Below are 13950 nucleotides of genomic sequence, written 5' to 3'. Positions count from 1 at the left end.
ATTACATGACCAAATCGACCGAGCGAAGTGGTCTGGTGTGGTTGTGGCTGAGTCTACTGCTTTTTGCAGTAGACTTCGGCACGAAAGCACTGGTAGTCGAAAACATGCGGCTCTATGAGTCTATTGAGTTACTGCCATTTTTTAATTTTACCTATATGCACAACTATGGCGCGGCGTTTAGCTTTTTAAGTGAAGCGGGCGGTTGGCAACGTTGGTTTTTAAGTGCAATTGCCGTGGCCATCAGTGGCTTGCTTGTGTATTGGTTGAAGAAGTTACCTGCTAATAACTGGTTGCTGTGTAGTGCGTATGCGCTCGTCCTGTCTGGTGCCTTAGGCAACCTGTATGACCGGGTTACACTAGGCTACGTAGTGGACTTCTTACACTTTTACTATCAGGACTGGCACTACCCGGCATTTAATGTCGCAGATATGGCCATTGTTGGCGGTGCTGGTTTATTGTTATTTGACGCCATTTTTGGTGACAACGTAGATTCGCAGGAGAAAAAGGCATGAGTGAGCAGCTAATAGGCCCACAATCTGAAGTTTTATTTCATTTTTCGATAAAACTGGCTGACGGATCTGCAGCGGACTCAACGAAAGTGCATGACAAGCCCGCAAAGCTCTTTATGGGCGATGGCAGCCTGACGGAGAACTTTGAAAAGTGCTTATTAGGACTGCAAGCGGGTGACAGCAAATCATTTGAACTTGAGCCACAAGATGCCTTTGGGATGCCAAACCCGGACAATATTTATTATGTCGATCGCAGCAAGTTTGGCGCCGATACGCCCGCGGAAGTGGGTAGTATTATTGCGTTTACTCAGCCTGATGGCACTGAACTGCCAGGTCTGGTACGTGAAGTTGCCGGCGATTCAGTGACCGTTGACTTTAACCATCCACTGGCCGGACAAAAAGTGACCTTTGAAGTCGATATTTTAGAGGTAAAAAACTAATGGAGATCTTACTCGCCAATCCGCGTGGCTTTTGTGCCGGGGTTGATCGCGCTATTAGTATTGTTGAGCGTGCACTCGATATCTTTGAAAAACCGATTTATGTTCGTCATGAAGTTGTACACAACAAGTATGTGGTTGATGGATTGCGCGCTCGTGGGGCAGTGTTTGTGGAAGAGCTGGACCAGGTGCCTGACGACAGTATCGTTATCTTTAGTGCGCATGGTGTGTCACAACAAGTGCGTCAGGAAGCCAAACGTCGTGAGCTGAAAGTGTTCGATGCCACGTGTCCTTTGGTAACCAAAGTACATATGGAAGTGACACGTGCGAGCCGAAAAGGCACTGAATGTATCCTCATCGGACATCATGGGCACCCGGAAGTTGAAGGCACTATGGGTCAGTACAATAACTCGGCGGGCGGAATTTATCTGGTTGAAACACCAGAAGACGTCGCAACGCTTGAAGTAAAAGACCCCAGTAACCTGTTTTATTGCAGTCAGACAACACTGTCAGTGGATGATACCTCTGATGTGATTGAAGCACTGCGAGAGAAGTTTCCTCAGATCCATGGCCCACGCAAAGATGATATTTGCTATGCCACGCAAAATCGTCAGGATGCAGTCAGAGATTTGGCGAACAAGGTCGATTTGCTGCTTGTAGTCGGGGCAAAAAACAGCTCCAATTCAAATCGCTTGCGTGAGCTTGCTGACAAGATGGGTACTCGCGCCTTCTTGATTGACGACGACCAGTGTCTGGAAGCAAGTTGGTTTGAAGAGGTCAACAAAGTAGGTGTGACTGCTGGCGCATCAGCGCCTGAAGTGTTGGTACAACAAGTGATTGCTCGCCTTAAAGCCTTGGGTGGGGAAACCGTTGTAGAAAACCCAGGCCAGGAAGAAAACGTGGTTTTCGCTGTTCCTGTTGAGCTTAGGTAATACCTCATCACCATGGATAAGTCGGAGGCAATAGGCCTGGGACTGTTAAAAGCCATGGTGTCTGAGCGAGGTGTATTGGCCATGCTGATCGCCTCGCAGTCTCTTTCTTTTATTTATACACTCGCCGATTATGATGACTTCTGGCTGACCCTGGGCCTGGTGAGTTTGTTTACCCACAGCAATGCCCTAATATCTTTGGCCATCATCTCACTTATCAGTGTGTTAAATGTATCTAAACCCCAGCACAATGGGGTGCTTGAGCTGAGCATCGTCTTCGTGGTTTTCATCAGTGTGTGTATTGGCTTGAGTATTGGGATCCAGTTTACTCCTCTCACTTCTCACGTGCCGATAGACTGGGGACCAGTGTTTAGTCATAGTGCAATTTGCTGCTTTGTCGTGGTTATCCTGCTGTATTTTATGTCTATCTATATTGATAATGTGAATGCACTTGAACTGGCCGCGCGAGCAGAAATCGACGCATTACACGCCAGGATCAGACCGCACTTTTTGCACAACACGCTCAACACTCTTGCCGAGTTGACACACGAAAACCCACAAGACGCGGAGCAGGCGGCTTTGTTATTGGCACGCCTGATGCGCGTGTCGCTGGCCGAGAAAAAATGGCACACCATTGCGGATGAAGTGGCATTAACAAAAGATTACCTCAACCTGGAGCGCTTTCGTTTTGAGCAAAGGTTACAGGTGCAATGGATAATGGACGACGCTTTATTGACCGTGCCGATCCCAACATTGACGCTCCAGCCTTTGGTCGAGAACGCGGTATTGCATGGTATAGAAAAACGTGTCCAGGGTGGAACTATCACTATCCAAATTGAGCAGATCGGCGATACCATTTCATTATGTGTCACTAACCCGTTGCCTCACTCCACACATCATTCCAGCGGCAATGGGATTGCAACTAAAAACATAGATAAACGGCTGTCTCTGTATTATCAGCGCCGGGCTAGTTTGAGGATTGCGCGAGATAATGATAAATTCGTAGCAACCATCCTTTTACCTGACACCGGAGCTTATGAATTATCTGATTTTGGATGATGAGCCGATCGCCAGACGGCGATTACGGCGCTTGATGTCGGAGTTTGATCATTTCAATTGCGTGGCGGAAGCCGCTGATGGCACACAGGCAATAGCGCTGTGCGAGCGCACTGCACCAGAACTGGTATTTTTAGATATTGCGATGCCTGGTATCGATGGGCTTGAAGTTGCTGGTGTGCTCAGACAGCAAATGCCTGAATGCAAGATCGTGTTTGTGACTGCCTTTGCAGAGCATGCTTTGCAGGCATTTGATTTGCTTGCTGAAGGCTACCTGGTCAAACCCATAGATAAAGAGCGTCTGGTCGCCTTACTGGAGCACATATACGGTGAACAAATGCAGCGCTTGCAATATCAGGTTGGCCATGACACACGTTGGGTCGCCGTATCGGATATTTTGGTTGCCAGGAGTGACGAACGCTACACACACATTTATTTTAAGGATGGTGAAGCGCTGATTGATATTCCTTTGAAGAAACTTATGGCCACTTATCCACGACACTTTGTGCAGGTGCACAGAAACACTCTGGTAAAGAAACAGGCTGTGCTGAGTCTGGAATCTGTTGAAGGAACCCACAGAGTCAGGCTGGATGGCTTTGCTGAACCCATTACAGTGAGCCGACGTGCTGCAGCTAACTTCAAATCACTATTCTGACCATTAAACCCGACTGATTGACCGTTGAGCCCACGACCAGGTTCATGACGAAGTGATTCATTATATTATGTAGTGGAGCAAACTGACTTTGAAAAATGATGGCAAACACTGTGTGCATTAACACTAATCGTGGATTTACCCTTTTAGAATCGCTCATCGCGTTTATGGTGCTGAGCTTTGGCCTGCTCGGTGCTGTAGCACTTCAGGCAAAAGCCAAGCAAGCCAGTTTCGATTCTATGCAACGCGCAGCAGCAGTCGCTCTGGCTGGTGATATCATGCAGCGGATCCGCAGTAACGATACCCTGAATCTTGATAATCAGTACCAACAAGTGTTTAGCAGCACAGCAACGGTGAATGGTAACAATAGCTGTTTTAGTAATATATGCAGCAATGCTGACATTGCAGCAATGGATCTGGAGCAATGGATCATGGCCATCCAGGCCAAAGAAAATACCGGTTCACTCGATGACACAACGGTGTGTATTACCACCGCTTCGGTTGCAGGCACGCAGGGCCGAGGGTTCAATGTGACCGTAAGTGTGGCATGGGCTGGCCGCCAGGCTTTCGAAATGAATGATACTAACCAAGCCATCAACTGTGGTGAGAACAATGACTATCGGCGTGTTGTTAGTATTAATAGCTATATTTTGGTGAGGGATTGAGATGATGCGCTCCGGTTTCACCTTGGTCGAGTTACTGATCTCCATGTTTATTGGCGCATTGTTACTTGGCGGTGTCGTAACAGCATACGTCAGCATGAAAGTCACCACCCGAGATACTATGGCCATTGGCGAGCTTCAGGAAGTTGGGCGTTTAACGCTTACTTTACTACGACGCGATCTTGAACAGGTGGGGTTTTGGGGCACATTTTATGATAAGGGCCTAACGTCAGCCAATTCAGTGAGTCCAGCAAACCCGAGCAATGACTGCTTTGGTGGTTTAAACAATGGTAGTTTCCCGAATGCAGTGCAAACCAATTTTCGTTCTATTTACGCCGAAAAGACCAGTGGCGCTGCTTTGAGTTGCATCTCAGGTGCTAAAAACAATACAGAAGTATTACAACTTAAGTTTCTTGAAGGGCGGCAGATCACAGACGATAACGATGTAGAAAATAATCGTTACTATTTTATTGCCCAGCAGGAACAGGGCACGTTTGTGGCGGGGAATAGTTATGGCGGGCAGCCGACTAATAACTCGACTTTATGGCCATACAGCCACCATGCTTATTATATTGAAGAGCAACCTATTCGGATTAATAGCCAAACCATCACGACCCCAATTTTAATGCGTCGGCGTTTGACAGTCAGTGGTGGCATGACCACAGAGGCGGTGATTGAGGGAGTTGAGGATATCCGCTATTTGTTTGGTTTGGACACCAATGGTGATAGTCGGGTTGACACCTATCGCAGTACCCAGGATATGACAGCAAGTGACTGGGAGCGCTCGGGTGGCATTTTGACGGTTCAGATCATCGCTTTGGTTCGGGTACTGGAAGCCGATGCCGGTCTGGAGTTAAAGAGCCAAACCTATACGCTTGGTAACGACCCGGACAGGCGTACTTTGACTTTTAATGATAACTATCGGCGTACAGTGTTTTCGACCACCATCCAGCTTTATAACATGGGGATCTCGACATGGTAATGGCACACAAACAGCGCGGCATGGTGTTGATCGTTTCTATGGTACTGATCGTGGCAGTAATGAGCGTTGCTGTGACGTTAATGAGCAGCAGCACCATAGACATTAAAGTGACTAACGCGGCGCAGGAACGAGAAGCGGCGGAGGCCTTACTCATGGGCGAGGTGCAGCGGATCATCTCTCAGGAGAAGGCACGTGTGAATGAAAGTGTATTTCAGTCACGTAATGGCGAGTTCACAAATGATGAGGGTGAGTTGGTGAGAAGGACCATCCACATTGATGAGGACCTTGAGCTTGAAAGTATGCAGGCAAACCTCAACAGTGGTCAGTTATTGCTAGAATGTCCGCGCGTTTTTAATTTTACTGAGGGGCTCAGCTGTGTCATTACTGAAGTGGAGAGCAGTGTCCAGTATGGCGACCAGTCCCGACATCAGGTGACTGTGGTGATCGGCGTTGCGCAGGAAGTCATTGGTAATCTGGGGAATCAATAATGTGGTATAGAATCATACTGGCCCTGAGTAGTTTACTGGTATTCAGCACACAGGCCGAAGACATTGAGTTATTTGTAAAGCATGATATTTCGAATTCGGAAAAATCCCGGGTCCTGGTGGTGTTTGACACCTCGGGCAGCATGGCGTGGGATGTTAAAGATGGCCAGCGATGCTACGAGTATCGTAGTGGTCGGTTCCGCAGTATCAACTGCTTTGATTCATCGCAAACCAGCAAACGATGTTATAAGGTGCGTAATGGCTGGTATCGGGAATCAAACTGTGGTGATAGCCGTTTAAAAGTTGCACAGGATGCCATTACCAAGCTAGTGGAGGATAACGACGACTTTGATATTGGCCTGATGCGGCTTTATTCAAGAAAGAGCCAAACCTATACGCTTGGTAACGACCCGGACAGGCGTACTTTGACTTTTAATGATAACTATCGGCGTACAGTGTTTTCGACCACCATCCAGCTTTATAACATGGGGATCTCGACATGGTAATGGCACACAAACAGCGCGGCATGGTGTTGATCGTTTCTATGGTACTGATCGTGGCAGTAATGAGCGTTGCTGTGACGTTAATGAGCAGCAGCACCATAGACATTAAAGTGACTAACGCGGCGCAGGAACGAGAAGCGGCGGAGGCCTTACTCATGGGCGAGGTGCAGCGGATCATCTCTCAGGAGAAGGCACGTGTGAATGAAAGTGTATTTCAGTCACGTAATGGCGAGTTCACAAATGATGAGGGTGAGTTGGTGAGAAGGACCATCCACATTGATGAGGACCTTGAGCTTGAAAGTATGCAGGCAAACCTCAACAGTGGTCAGTTATTGCTAGAATGTCCGCGCGTTTTTAATTTTACTGAGGGGCTCAGCTGTGTCATTACTGAAGTGGAGAGCAGTGTCCAGTATGGCGACCAGTCCCGACATCAGGTGACTGTGGTGATCGGCGTTGCGCAGGAAGTCATTGGTAATCTGGGGAATCAATAATGTGGTATAGAATCATACTGGCCCTGAGTAGTTTACTGGTATTCAGCACACAGGCCGAAGACATTGAGTTATTTGTAAAGCATGATATTTCGAATTCGGAAAAATCCCGGGTCCTGGTGGTGTTTGACACCTCGGGCAGCATGGCGTGGGATGTTAAAGATGGCCAGCGATGCTACGAGTATCGTAGTGGTCGGTTCCGCAGTATCAACTGCTTTGATTCATCGCAAACCAGCAAACGATGTTATAAGGTGCGTAATGGCTGGTATCGGGAATCAAACTGTGGTGATAGCCGTTTAAAAGTTGCACAGGATGCCATTACCAAGCTAGTGGAGGATAACGACGACTTTGATATTGGCCTGATGCGGCTTTATTCAAGCTCAGGCGGATATGTATTGAATGGCCTTGGGGCAGATAAAACGACTTTGAAAAGTAAAATTGCCAACCTGCCCGCCAGTGGTAATACACCGCTTTCAGAGACTTTATGGGAAGCATACCTCTATTTGACAGGCAAAAAAGTTCTATATGGTCAGAATAAGAGTGACCGGGACCGCAGCATTGAAAGCAATGGGGTATATATTTCGCCGTTTAAGCCGGACCCGCTTGCCCCTAAACGCTGTGATACCTCCACCAATATTATCTTAATGACGGACGGGGACCCCACGAGTGACTCGTCGCGTAACACAGATATCTACAACAAATATGTGTCTACATTTGGCTCTGCGCCGAGCAGAGTATCAAATAATTATTTGAATTCACTGGCGAAGGTGATGAGAGGTACGCCAGAAACTCAGGTTGATCTGTACCCTAACACACCTCAGGAACAAGACTTTGCCCGTACCTATACCATCGGATTTGGCACCGGGATGTCGAATGCGGGTAAAGCTTTGTTGGAGCAAACTGCGCTGGATGGTGGGGGTGAATACAAGCATGCAAACACAGCTTCTCAGTTATCTGAGGCATTGAAAGCCACAATCACCAATATTCGTGAGAAAAGCGATAGTTTTTCGTCACCGTCCGTGTCGACCAGCAGCTCAGATTTGAGCCGCAGTGGTGATTCTATCTATTACACTATGTTTTACCCGGAAACCCACACTCGTTGGCGTGGCAATCTGAAGAAGCTCAAAGTTAAAGGGTCCGTGATCCATGGTATGGGCAGCAGCAGCCATGCTATCAGTGAAGAAGGCACCATCGCTGACAATGTGACGACGTACTGGTCTCAGCCTGGTTCAAAAGACGGTTCTAAGGTCGGCGTTGGTGGTGTTAACTATCAGCTCTCCAGACAGACAACTCGCAAAATCTACTCGGATTATGGCAAAGGCACCTTAATGTCGTTTGATTATGCTACTGCACTAATCGCCGCGGGCGGAGATTTGTCAAAACTCAGCACCTTGTTTTCTGTGGACAATGCAGGTGTCGTGCCTAATGTGATTAGCTGGGCCAGAGGGATTGATGTAAATGATGAAAATAGCAATAACTCGAGACAGGACAGACGCGAAACCATTTTTGGTGATCCGTTGCATTCCAGACCGGTAACCATAGATTATGGCAATGGTGACCTGCGCGTGATTGTGGGGACCAATGCTGGCTTTTTGCACATGTTCAAAGACCATGGTGAGACAGTGAGTGAAAGTTGGGCATTTGTACCAGGGTCCCTATTGGATGTCCTCAAACCGCAAATGGATCGGCTGGATGACACTAAGCTCTATGGCGTCGATGGCCCCATTACCGTGTATTTTTGGGATAAAGACGATAATGGTAAGGTTGGCAGTGGTGAGCGCGTTTGGCTGATTGTGGGTTTACGTCGTGGTGGCAACGAATACTACGGTTTTGATATTACCTCGCCGGATAGTCCCCGGCTGCTATGGGGCGGCCCCATCCGTGGTGGTGTGGCACCTTATGAGCAGTTAGCACAGAGTTGGTCCAAGCCTCAGGTCACTTTTATTAAGGCCAAACCGGATATGCCAGTGATGATATTTGGTGCAGGTTATGACACAAATAAAGACAATGCTTTGTTTTCAAATGACAGTATCGGTCGTGGCATATACATTGTTGACATTGAAACCGGAAAGCCGTTTTGGAGTTTAACAGCTGAGAATGGCTTTAAGGGTAAACACAGTATAGCTTCCGATCTGAGCACGGTTGACTCTGACTATGATGGCTATGTGGATCGTATTTATGCTACAGATACCGGAGGCGGTGTGTGGCGGTTTGATATGCCAGGTACCAATCCGAATGACAGAGAAAACCCCTGGACGCATTTCCGGCTAGCTAATCTCAGTGGCGGCACTGACAACAACAAACGGCGCTTTTTCTATCGCCCCGTGGTGGCGCGTACCTACTTTTCTAAGGTGTCAACCGAAACGGTGAACGGGCAGACCATTACTATACGTCGGGATATTCCATACGAGGGCCTGTTGATCGGCAGTGGTAACCGGGCTAAGCCCACGTCAACTTCAGTGCAGGATTTTCTGTATATGGTTCGGGATGAAAATACCAAAACCCGTTCGTTTGATAGTGAGACGGCACCAGATGTTATTCGCGCCTCAGATTTACTGAATGTGACAAGTGACCCTTTCTATTCTCGTCTTGATGACTTCGATAGATTTGTTGAAAAAGAGGTGGAGTTAGGCTCGGCGAAAGGCTGGAAGTTAAAACTGGGCGACGGAGAGAAGTCTATGGCTGCTGCGACGGTTGTAGCGGGTGTTGCCTATTACACGACCTTTACGCCGGCAAGTGTGGAGGTGAACGAGTGCTCAATCACTGCGGGTAAGGGCAGGCTGTATGTCTTGCACTTAAATTATGGTATGCAGATGTTAGATCAGCGCAGCTACCAGACCACCGCTGAAGTGCCGGATACACCCAGAGTTCATTACAGTGAGCACACTAATGAAGACGGTAGTACCACAATCAAAGCACAGCTTATCAGTCCGATCGTTTCTTTGTCGGACGATGGAAGCTCAGGAGGAGATGTGGTTGATGGCAAAGTGACGTTAAAAGAACCACCTGCTGCAGCGCCCTACGAAAACGCAGATGGCTCTACTGGCGGCGTAAAAGCTGAGAATGAAGTCGAAATCAAAATGCAAACGCGGTTATTGTACATATACAAAAAAGAAGAGCATGATGAAAAGAACTAGTAGCACTGTGCTGGGGTTTACCCTGGTTGAGATGATGATCACTATCGCGATCCTGGGGATCCTGGCCAGCATTGCCTACCCCAGTTATTCGGAGTATGTCAGGCGAGCGGCCAGAGCGGAGGCTGCGGCAACCTTGCTGGATGCAGCCAATAAGCAAGAGCAATATTTTGTCGATAACCGCGAGTATGCCAGTTCTCTGGCTGCGCTCGGATTACCAACAACTACGGAAAATGACTACTTTTCGCTGGAAATTGAGCTAGGCGATGATTTAAACACCTTTGTGATCAGAGCATCAGCTTCTGGTGGACCGTTAGAGGATGACACTGAGTGCACTACACTGACCATAAATAACCTCAATATTCGCGGTAGTACAGGCAGTTTCGCTGCCGATCGTTGTTGGGGCCGTTAAACCCCAGCGCCTTCAGGACGTATTAATGCGTCCTGTGTGAGCGCAGTAGTTCAGATACATTTTTTGGTCTCTCTGAGTCGGCTTCTGCCAACCACACTGACCGACAAAGCCAGCCCGATAGGGGCACCAGAAAGTCGCTGTGTACAATACACAAACGTGCCGTTGCCAAATCCTTTCAGTGTACCAGTGTGCTTAAACGTGATAGCCGATCTGGGATAATCCAGGGTATCGCTGTCACGGATCCCCGAGAGCACCATGAGTTTCACATCCTGTTTGTCAAACGCAGCGCGTTCGTGGCGGTCCATGAAGACCGTCAACTCCTGATGCCAAAGATGCGTACATTGGTTATTGACCAGGGGGCAAATGGTCACTGGCGCCTGGTGGGTCACCGCGTGCAGTCGTGTTAAAGTCAGGTGTCTGTCGAGTGCGACTAGTGCTTGTTTGGCTCTGTCTAATTCGGTAATAGAGTGTACAGCGGGAGCCGCCAGTAGCAAAAGCACGCTAAAAAGTGCCATGCAAACGAGTAATTCAAACAGAGTAAACCCTTGTTGCTTCCCTATTTTCATGAGTATGCATCCGTGCATGAGTCATAGGGTTAGCCTAGCTGCCAAAGTTTGAACAGCAAGGTTTATGAATAAATATCACTTCAATAACCTGCTTGTGTAATCTGGCTTACTCATTTTTGGTTCTGCAGACGCAATAGTCGGTATATCTGAGATATTTCTTTATAGGGGACGTTCTTTAGTCGCAAGTCAGGGTTGTATCACCCCGATATAGTGCAGAGCCAACAACGCTTACCTCCAGTTGTTGATTTGGAAAGTCCGTGGCGGCAGGGCAATAAACAAAGCTGCTGGCCTGGAGCATCGCAGTACGGCCACTTGAGTCAAAGCGTAAGCTGGATGCCGGGAAGGTCAGGCCATCATTACTCGGGACTCGCTCCATGACACGGAGCAAGTCATCGGTGCCTGTATTGTAGTTACCATTATTGTCCCTATCGAGAAAAACGGTAACGCGGTTAGCCTGCCAATTGTCCTGGCAGACGAAGCTACTGTTGGTTTCAACCAGTGTTGCAGTGGCCGGGCACAGAATGATGATCTCATCCGTCGCCGTTGCTTGCGCTCGGGCAAAGGTCACTGTGCGTTTTAATTCTCTCAGGTAAGATTCAGCGCGGGTTGAGGTAGTCAGGCTGCCGCTGAACGAAAAGGCCAGCGTGGCCAGTACACCTAAAATAGCAATAGTGATAACTAACTCAAACAGTGTAAAGCCTGTATTTTTTTTCATGGTATACAGCCAAGGACAGGAATAACTACTATCTAATATAGTGCGTCTTTTTGTTTATTTATTCAATCGCTTTGTTTGCCTTGTTTTGTGGGATTGTCTAAAATCGACGCATTACCAAAGGGATAACAATCAACCATGAAAAAGATAGAAGCCATCATTAAACCATTTAAGCTGGATGACGTTCGCGAGGCGCTGTCCGACATAGGTATTACCGGCATGACCGTGTGTGAAGTCAAGGGGTTTGGTCGACAAAAAGGGCACACCGAGCTGTATCGTGGCGCAGAGTATATGGTCGACTTTTTGCCAAAAGTGAAGCTGGATATTGTGCTTGCTGAAGAAGACGTAGATCGGGCTATCGACGTTATTTTGAAAACAGCGCAAACCGGTAAGATTGGTGACGGTAAAATCTTTGTCACTGAAGTGGAGCGGGTTGTCCGTATTCGTACCGGAGAAGAAGACGAAGAAGCGATCTAATCTCTTGATGTTTATTCGCAGAATAAAAAACGCCGGATGCTTGATGTCATCCGGCGTTATTGTATTCAGTCCTGATGTTTCACAGTTAGCGCTGTTGATTTAACTCTTTTGCTTTGCGCGCATTGTCGCTCAGTTCATCAAGGCCTAACATAGCGTAACTCTTTTCCATCATTTCAAGTGCTGGCACCAGATAGCTGCTCTGTGAGAAATGCTCAACCACATACTTACCCCGATTGGCTGCCGCCAGGTAGGCTTCACGTTCAAAGTAATAGTTGGCCACTTTCAGCTCATAACGGGCCATTTTGTTAAGCAACCAGGCCAGGCGTTTTTTGGCTTCCGGTACATAGGCGCTTTGCGGGTAGTTTTTAACCAGGGTTGATAAGTCCTGAAAAGCAACACGTGTACGGTTCGGGTCTCGATCTGCGCGATCGATACCGAAATATTCCTGAAAGCCGTTCTCATCCGCTTTAATATTAATTAAGCCCCGCATGTAATACATGTAATCGAGGTTTTTATGATTGGGGTTCAGGCGTAAAAAGCGGTCAACTGTCGCCAGAGCTTGCTCGGTGTTGCCTGTTTGATAAAAAGCATAGACCAGGTCCATTTGTACTTGATGAGAGTATGGACCAAAGGGGTAACGAGAGTTAATGGCGCTTAAGAGCTCAATGGCACGTGCATACAGGCCTGAGTCGAGTGTTTGCTTGGCGTCTTCGTACAATGCCTGCACAGATTTATTTGGTACGCGTTCGATTTCTTCTTGTTCTGGGGCGGATGAGCAAGCGGCTAACCCTAATACAGATGCGCTCAGTACTATTGCAAAAGCGCGTTTTCCCAACGTCTTTATCATTTTATTTTACTACCTTCGTTATCAGGCTAGGCCAAGTCGGCAAAACCGAGTAAACTATGCATTTATGCGATTCTAACCCAGTCGAGCATGGCTTGCACTGGTATTTTAGGTAAAGTTACACATGTCTGAGCAAATTTCTCTACAAGCCGATGTGCCAGTGGAACTGGGCGGTAAACGTCTAGACCAGATTTTGGCGCAATTGTTCCCCGATTTTTCACGTTCTCGAATAAAAACCTGGATCCTTGATGAAAAAGTCACCGTCAATGGTGACGTACTGGCGATCCCTAAGGAAAAGTTGCTGGGCGGTGAAGTCGTTGCGGTGGAAACACAAATTGAGGCAGAGCGGGAATACGAAGCGCAGGACATCGCGTTGGACATCGTTTATGAAGATGATGACATCCTGGTAATTAATAAGCCGATGGGCCTGGTGGTGCACCCTGGAGCGGGTAACCCAAATGGGACTGTGCTGAATGCGCTGTTACACCACCACCCTGAGATCATCAATGTGCCGCGTGCGGGTATTGTCCACCGTCTTGATAAAGACACCACAGGATTAATGGTGGTGGCTAAAACTATTGTGGCGCAAACCCACTTAGTGAAAAACTTGCAGGCACGTGAAAACTTTACCCGTGAATATGAAGCCATCTGTAACGGCACCATGACTGCCGGTGGTATGATAGAGAAGCCCATTGGTCGTCACGCGACAAAGCGTACACACATGGCTATCCATGAAATGGGTAAACCCGCGATAACCCATTATCGTGTGGCCGAAAAGTTCCGTGCGCATACTCGCTTGCGTTTACGCCTTGAAACGGGTCGTACCCACCAGATCCGTGTTCACATGGCGTATCTTAAGCACCCGCTGATTGGTGATCAGCTTTACGGCGGTCGTCCTTGCCCACCACGCAATGCGTCGCCGGAATTCCTCGACACCTTGCGTGGCTTTAAGCGCCAGGCACTGCACGCCGTCAAGCTGCGCATAGCGCACCCGGTGAGCGGCGAAATCATGACCTGGGAAGCACCTATCCCGGAAGATATGCAGCAACTGACAGCTGCATTGCGTGAAGACTTTAAGCTTAATCCACAGATAGATTACTAA

General features: G+C 48.0%; 16 protein-coding genes and 1 pseudogene. 14 read left to right on the top strand and 3 right to left on the bottom strand.

Translation table 11 applies throughout. The annotated features are described in order from the left end of the window. Positions 1–5: 5 nt before the first annotated feature. The 12 genes and pseudogenes from lspA (at position 6) to PRUB_RS16325 (ending at position 10249) form a co-directional block, all read left to right on the top strand. Positions 6–512, top strand: a complete 507-nt coding sequence (lspA, locus tag PRUB_RS16385) for a signal peptidase II (protein ID WP_010382476.1) — start codon at positions 6–8, stop codon at positions 510–512. Continuing rightward, a complete protein-coding gene (fkpB, locus tag PRUB_RS16380; RefSeq protein ID WP_010382474.1) occupies positions 509–949 on the top strand; it encodes an FKBP-type peptidyl-prolyl cis-trans isomerase in 441 nt (146 codons plus the stop codon). The genes lspA and fkpB overlap by 4 nt, the downstream gene beginning before the upstream one ends. Further along, on the top strand, positions 949–1878 hold the full coding sequence (ispH, locus tag PRUB_RS16375; protein ID WP_010382471.1) for a 4-hydroxy-3-methylbut-2-enyl diphosphate reductase: 930 nt from the start codon (positions 949–951) through the stop codon (positions 1876–1878). Before fkpB ends, ispH begins: the two co-directional genes overlap by 1 nt. A 12-nt stretch (positions 1879–1890) precedes the next feature. Next, positions 1891–2934 (top strand): sensor histidine kinase, encoded by a 1044-nt coding sequence (locus PRUB_RS16370; RefSeq protein ID WP_010382469.1) that lies wholly within the window; start codon positions 1891–1893, stop codon positions 2932–2934. Continuing rightward, a complete protein-coding gene (locus PRUB_RS16365; protein WP_010382467.1) occupies positions 2912–3586 on the top strand; it encodes a LytR/AlgR family response regulator transcription factor in 675 nt (224 codons plus the stop codon). The genes PRUB_RS16370 and PRUB_RS16365 overlap by 23 nt, the downstream gene beginning before the upstream one ends. A gap of 95 nt (positions 3587–3681) precedes the next feature. Then, complete coding sequence (gene pilV, locus PRUB_RS16360; protein WP_010382465.1) at positions 3682–4248, top strand: type IV pilus modification protein PilV; 567 nt, start codon at positions 3682–3684, stop codon at positions 4246–4248. 1 nt (position 4249) lies between these two features. Then, entirely contained in the window at positions 4250–5227 is a 978-nt protein-coding gene (locus tag PRUB_RS16355; protein ID WP_040645495.1) for a PilW family protein, read from the top strand. Next, the gene (locus tag PRUB_RS16350; protein ID WP_010382462.1) at positions 5221–5715 is read left to right on the top strand and encodes a pilus assembly PilX family protein; all 495 of its coding nucleotides are present in this window, start codon (positions 5221–5223) and stop codon (positions 5713–5715) included. Before PRUB_RS16355 ends, PRUB_RS16350 begins: the two co-directional genes overlap by 7 nt. A gap of 377 nt (positions 5716–6092) precedes the next feature. After that, a pseudogene (locus tag PRUB_RS16340) lies at positions 6093–6218 on the top strand (PilW family protein); the annotation flags it as partial. Continuing rightward, positions 6212–6706: a pilus assembly PilX family protein gene (locus PRUB_RS16335; RefSeq protein WP_010382462.1), complete on the top strand. Its 495-nt coding sequence runs from the start codon at positions 6212–6214 to the stop codon at positions 6704–6706. The pseudogene PRUB_RS16340 and the gene PRUB_RS16335, both read left to right, overlap by 7 nt. Then, on the top strand, positions 6706–9840 hold the full coding sequence (locus PRUB_RS16330; protein ID WP_010382460.1) for a pilus assembly protein: 3135 nt from the start codon (positions 6706–6708) through the stop codon (positions 9838–9840). Before PRUB_RS16335 ends, PRUB_RS16330 begins: the two co-directional genes overlap by 1 nt. Then, the gene (locus PRUB_RS16325; RefSeq protein ID WP_010382457.1) at positions 9827–10249 is read left to right on the top strand and encodes a type IV pilin protein; all 423 of its coding nucleotides are present in this window, start codon (positions 9827–9829) and stop codon (positions 10247–10249) included. Before PRUB_RS16330 ends, PRUB_RS16325 begins: the two co-directional genes overlap by 14 nt. 50 nt (positions 10250–10299) lie before the next feature. Here the strand turns inward: PRUB_RS16325 and PRUB_RS16320 are convergent, their stop codons facing one another. Next, the gene (locus PRUB_RS16320) at positions 10300–10815 is read right to left on the bottom strand and encodes a GspH/FimT family pseudopilin (RefSeq protein ID WP_010382455.1); all 516 of its coding nucleotides are present in this window, start codon (positions 10813–10815) and stop codon (positions 10300–10302) included. Between the two features lie 175 nt (positions 10816–10990). After that, positions 10991–11530, bottom strand: coding sequence for a GspH/FimT family pseudopilin (locus tag PRUB_RS16315; protein ID WP_010382453.1), 540 nt, complete (start codon positions 11528–11530; stop codon positions 10991–10993). 135 nt (positions 11531–11665) lie between these two features. On the opposite strand from PRUB_RS16315, the gene glnB reads away from it, so the two are divergent. Continuing rightward, positions 11666–12004, top strand: coding sequence for a nitrogen regulatory protein P-II (gene glnB, locus PRUB_RS16310; protein ID WP_010382451.1), 339 nt, complete (start codon positions 11666–11668; stop codon positions 12002–12004). Positions 12005–12089: 85 nt separating this feature from the next. Here the strand turns inward: glnB and PRUB_RS16305 are convergent, their stop codons facing one another. Beyond that, positions 12090–12851 (bottom strand): outer membrane protein assembly factor BamD, encoded by a 762-nt coding sequence (locus PRUB_RS16305; protein ID WP_010382449.1) that lies wholly within the window; start codon positions 12849–12851, stop codon positions 12090–12092. A gap of 121 nt (positions 12852–12972) precedes the next feature. On the opposite strand from PRUB_RS16305, the gene rluD reads away from it, so the two are divergent. Next, the gene (gene rluD / locus PRUB_RS16300) at positions 12973–13950 is read left to right on the top strand and encodes a 23S rRNA pseudouridine(1911/1915/1917) synthase RluD (protein ID WP_010382447.1); all 978 of its coding nucleotides are present in this window, start codon (positions 12973–12975) and stop codon (positions 13948–13950) included.

The sequence above is a fragment of the Pseudoalteromonas rubra genome, from assembly GCF_000238295.3.
In the GTDB taxonomy this organism is placed as follows: Bacteria; Pseudomonadota; Gammaproteobacteria; order Enterobacterales; family Alteromonadaceae; genus Pseudoalteromonas; species Pseudoalteromonas rubra.
This window is presented reverse-complemented; position numbering and strand designations above follow the sequence as displayed.

Excerpts from the sequence above, each read along its gene's own strand:
- lspA (WP_010382476.1), top strand. The coding sequence starts at position 6 with ATGACCAAATCGACCGAGCGAAGTGGTCTGGTGTGGTTGTGGCTGAGT.
- fkpB (WP_010382474.1), top strand. The coding sequence starts at position 509 with ATGAGTGAGCAGCTAATAGGCCCACAATCTGAAGTTTTATTTCATTTT.
- ispH (WP_010382471.1), top strand. The coding sequence starts at position 949 with ATGGAGATCTTACTCGCCAATCCGCGTGGCTTTTGTGCCGGGGTTGAT.
- PRUB_RS16370 (WP_010382469.1), top strand. The coding sequence starts at position 1,891 with ATGGATAAGTCGGAGGCAATAGGCCTGGGACTGTTAAAAGCCATGGTG.
- PRUB_RS16365 (WP_010382467.1), top strand. The coding sequence starts at position 2,912 with ATGAATTATCTGATTTTGGATGATGAGCCGATCGCCAGACGGCGATTA.
- pilV (WP_010382465.1), top strand. The coding sequence starts at position 3,682 with ATGATGGCAAACACTGTGTGCATTAACACTAATCGTGGATTTACCCTT.
- PRUB_RS16355 (WP_040645495.1), top strand. The coding sequence starts at position 4,250 with ATGATGCGCTCCGGTTTCACCTTGGTCGAGTTACTGATCTCCATGTTT.
- PRUB_RS16350 (WP_010382462.1), top strand. The coding sequence starts at position 5,221 with ATGGTAATGGCACACAAACAGCGCGGCATGGTGTTGATCGTTTCTATG.
- PRUB_RS16335 (WP_010382462.1), top strand. The coding sequence starts at position 6,212 with ATGGTAATGGCACACAAACAGCGCGGCATGGTGTTGATCGTTTCTATG.
- PRUB_RS16330 (WP_010382460.1), top strand. The coding sequence starts at position 6,706 with ATGTGGTATAGAATCATACTGGCCCTGAGTAGTTTACTGGTATTCAGC.
- PRUB_RS16325 (WP_010382457.1), top strand. The coding sequence starts at position 9,827 with ATGAAAAGAACTAGTAGCACTGTGCTGGGGTTTACCCTGGTTGAGATG.
- PRUB_RS16320 (WP_010382455.1), bottom strand. The coding sequence starts at position 10,815 with ATGAAAATAGGGAAGCAACAAGGGTTTACTCTGTTTGAATTACTCGTT.
- PRUB_RS16315 (WP_010382453.1), bottom strand. The coding sequence starts at position 11,530 with ATGAAAAAAAATACAGGCTTTACACTGTTTGAGTTAGTTATCACTATT.
- glnB (WP_010382451.1), top strand. The coding sequence starts at position 11,666 with ATGAAAAAGATAGAAGCCATCATTAAACCATTTAAGCTGGATGACGTT.
- PRUB_RS16305 (WP_010382449.1), bottom strand. The coding sequence starts at position 12,851 with ATGATAAAGACGTTGGGAAAACGCGCTTTTGCAATAGTACTGAGCGCA.
- rluD (WP_010382447.1), top strand. The coding sequence starts at position 12,973 with ATGTCTGAGCAAATTTCTCTACAAGCCGATGTGCCAGTGGAACTGGGC.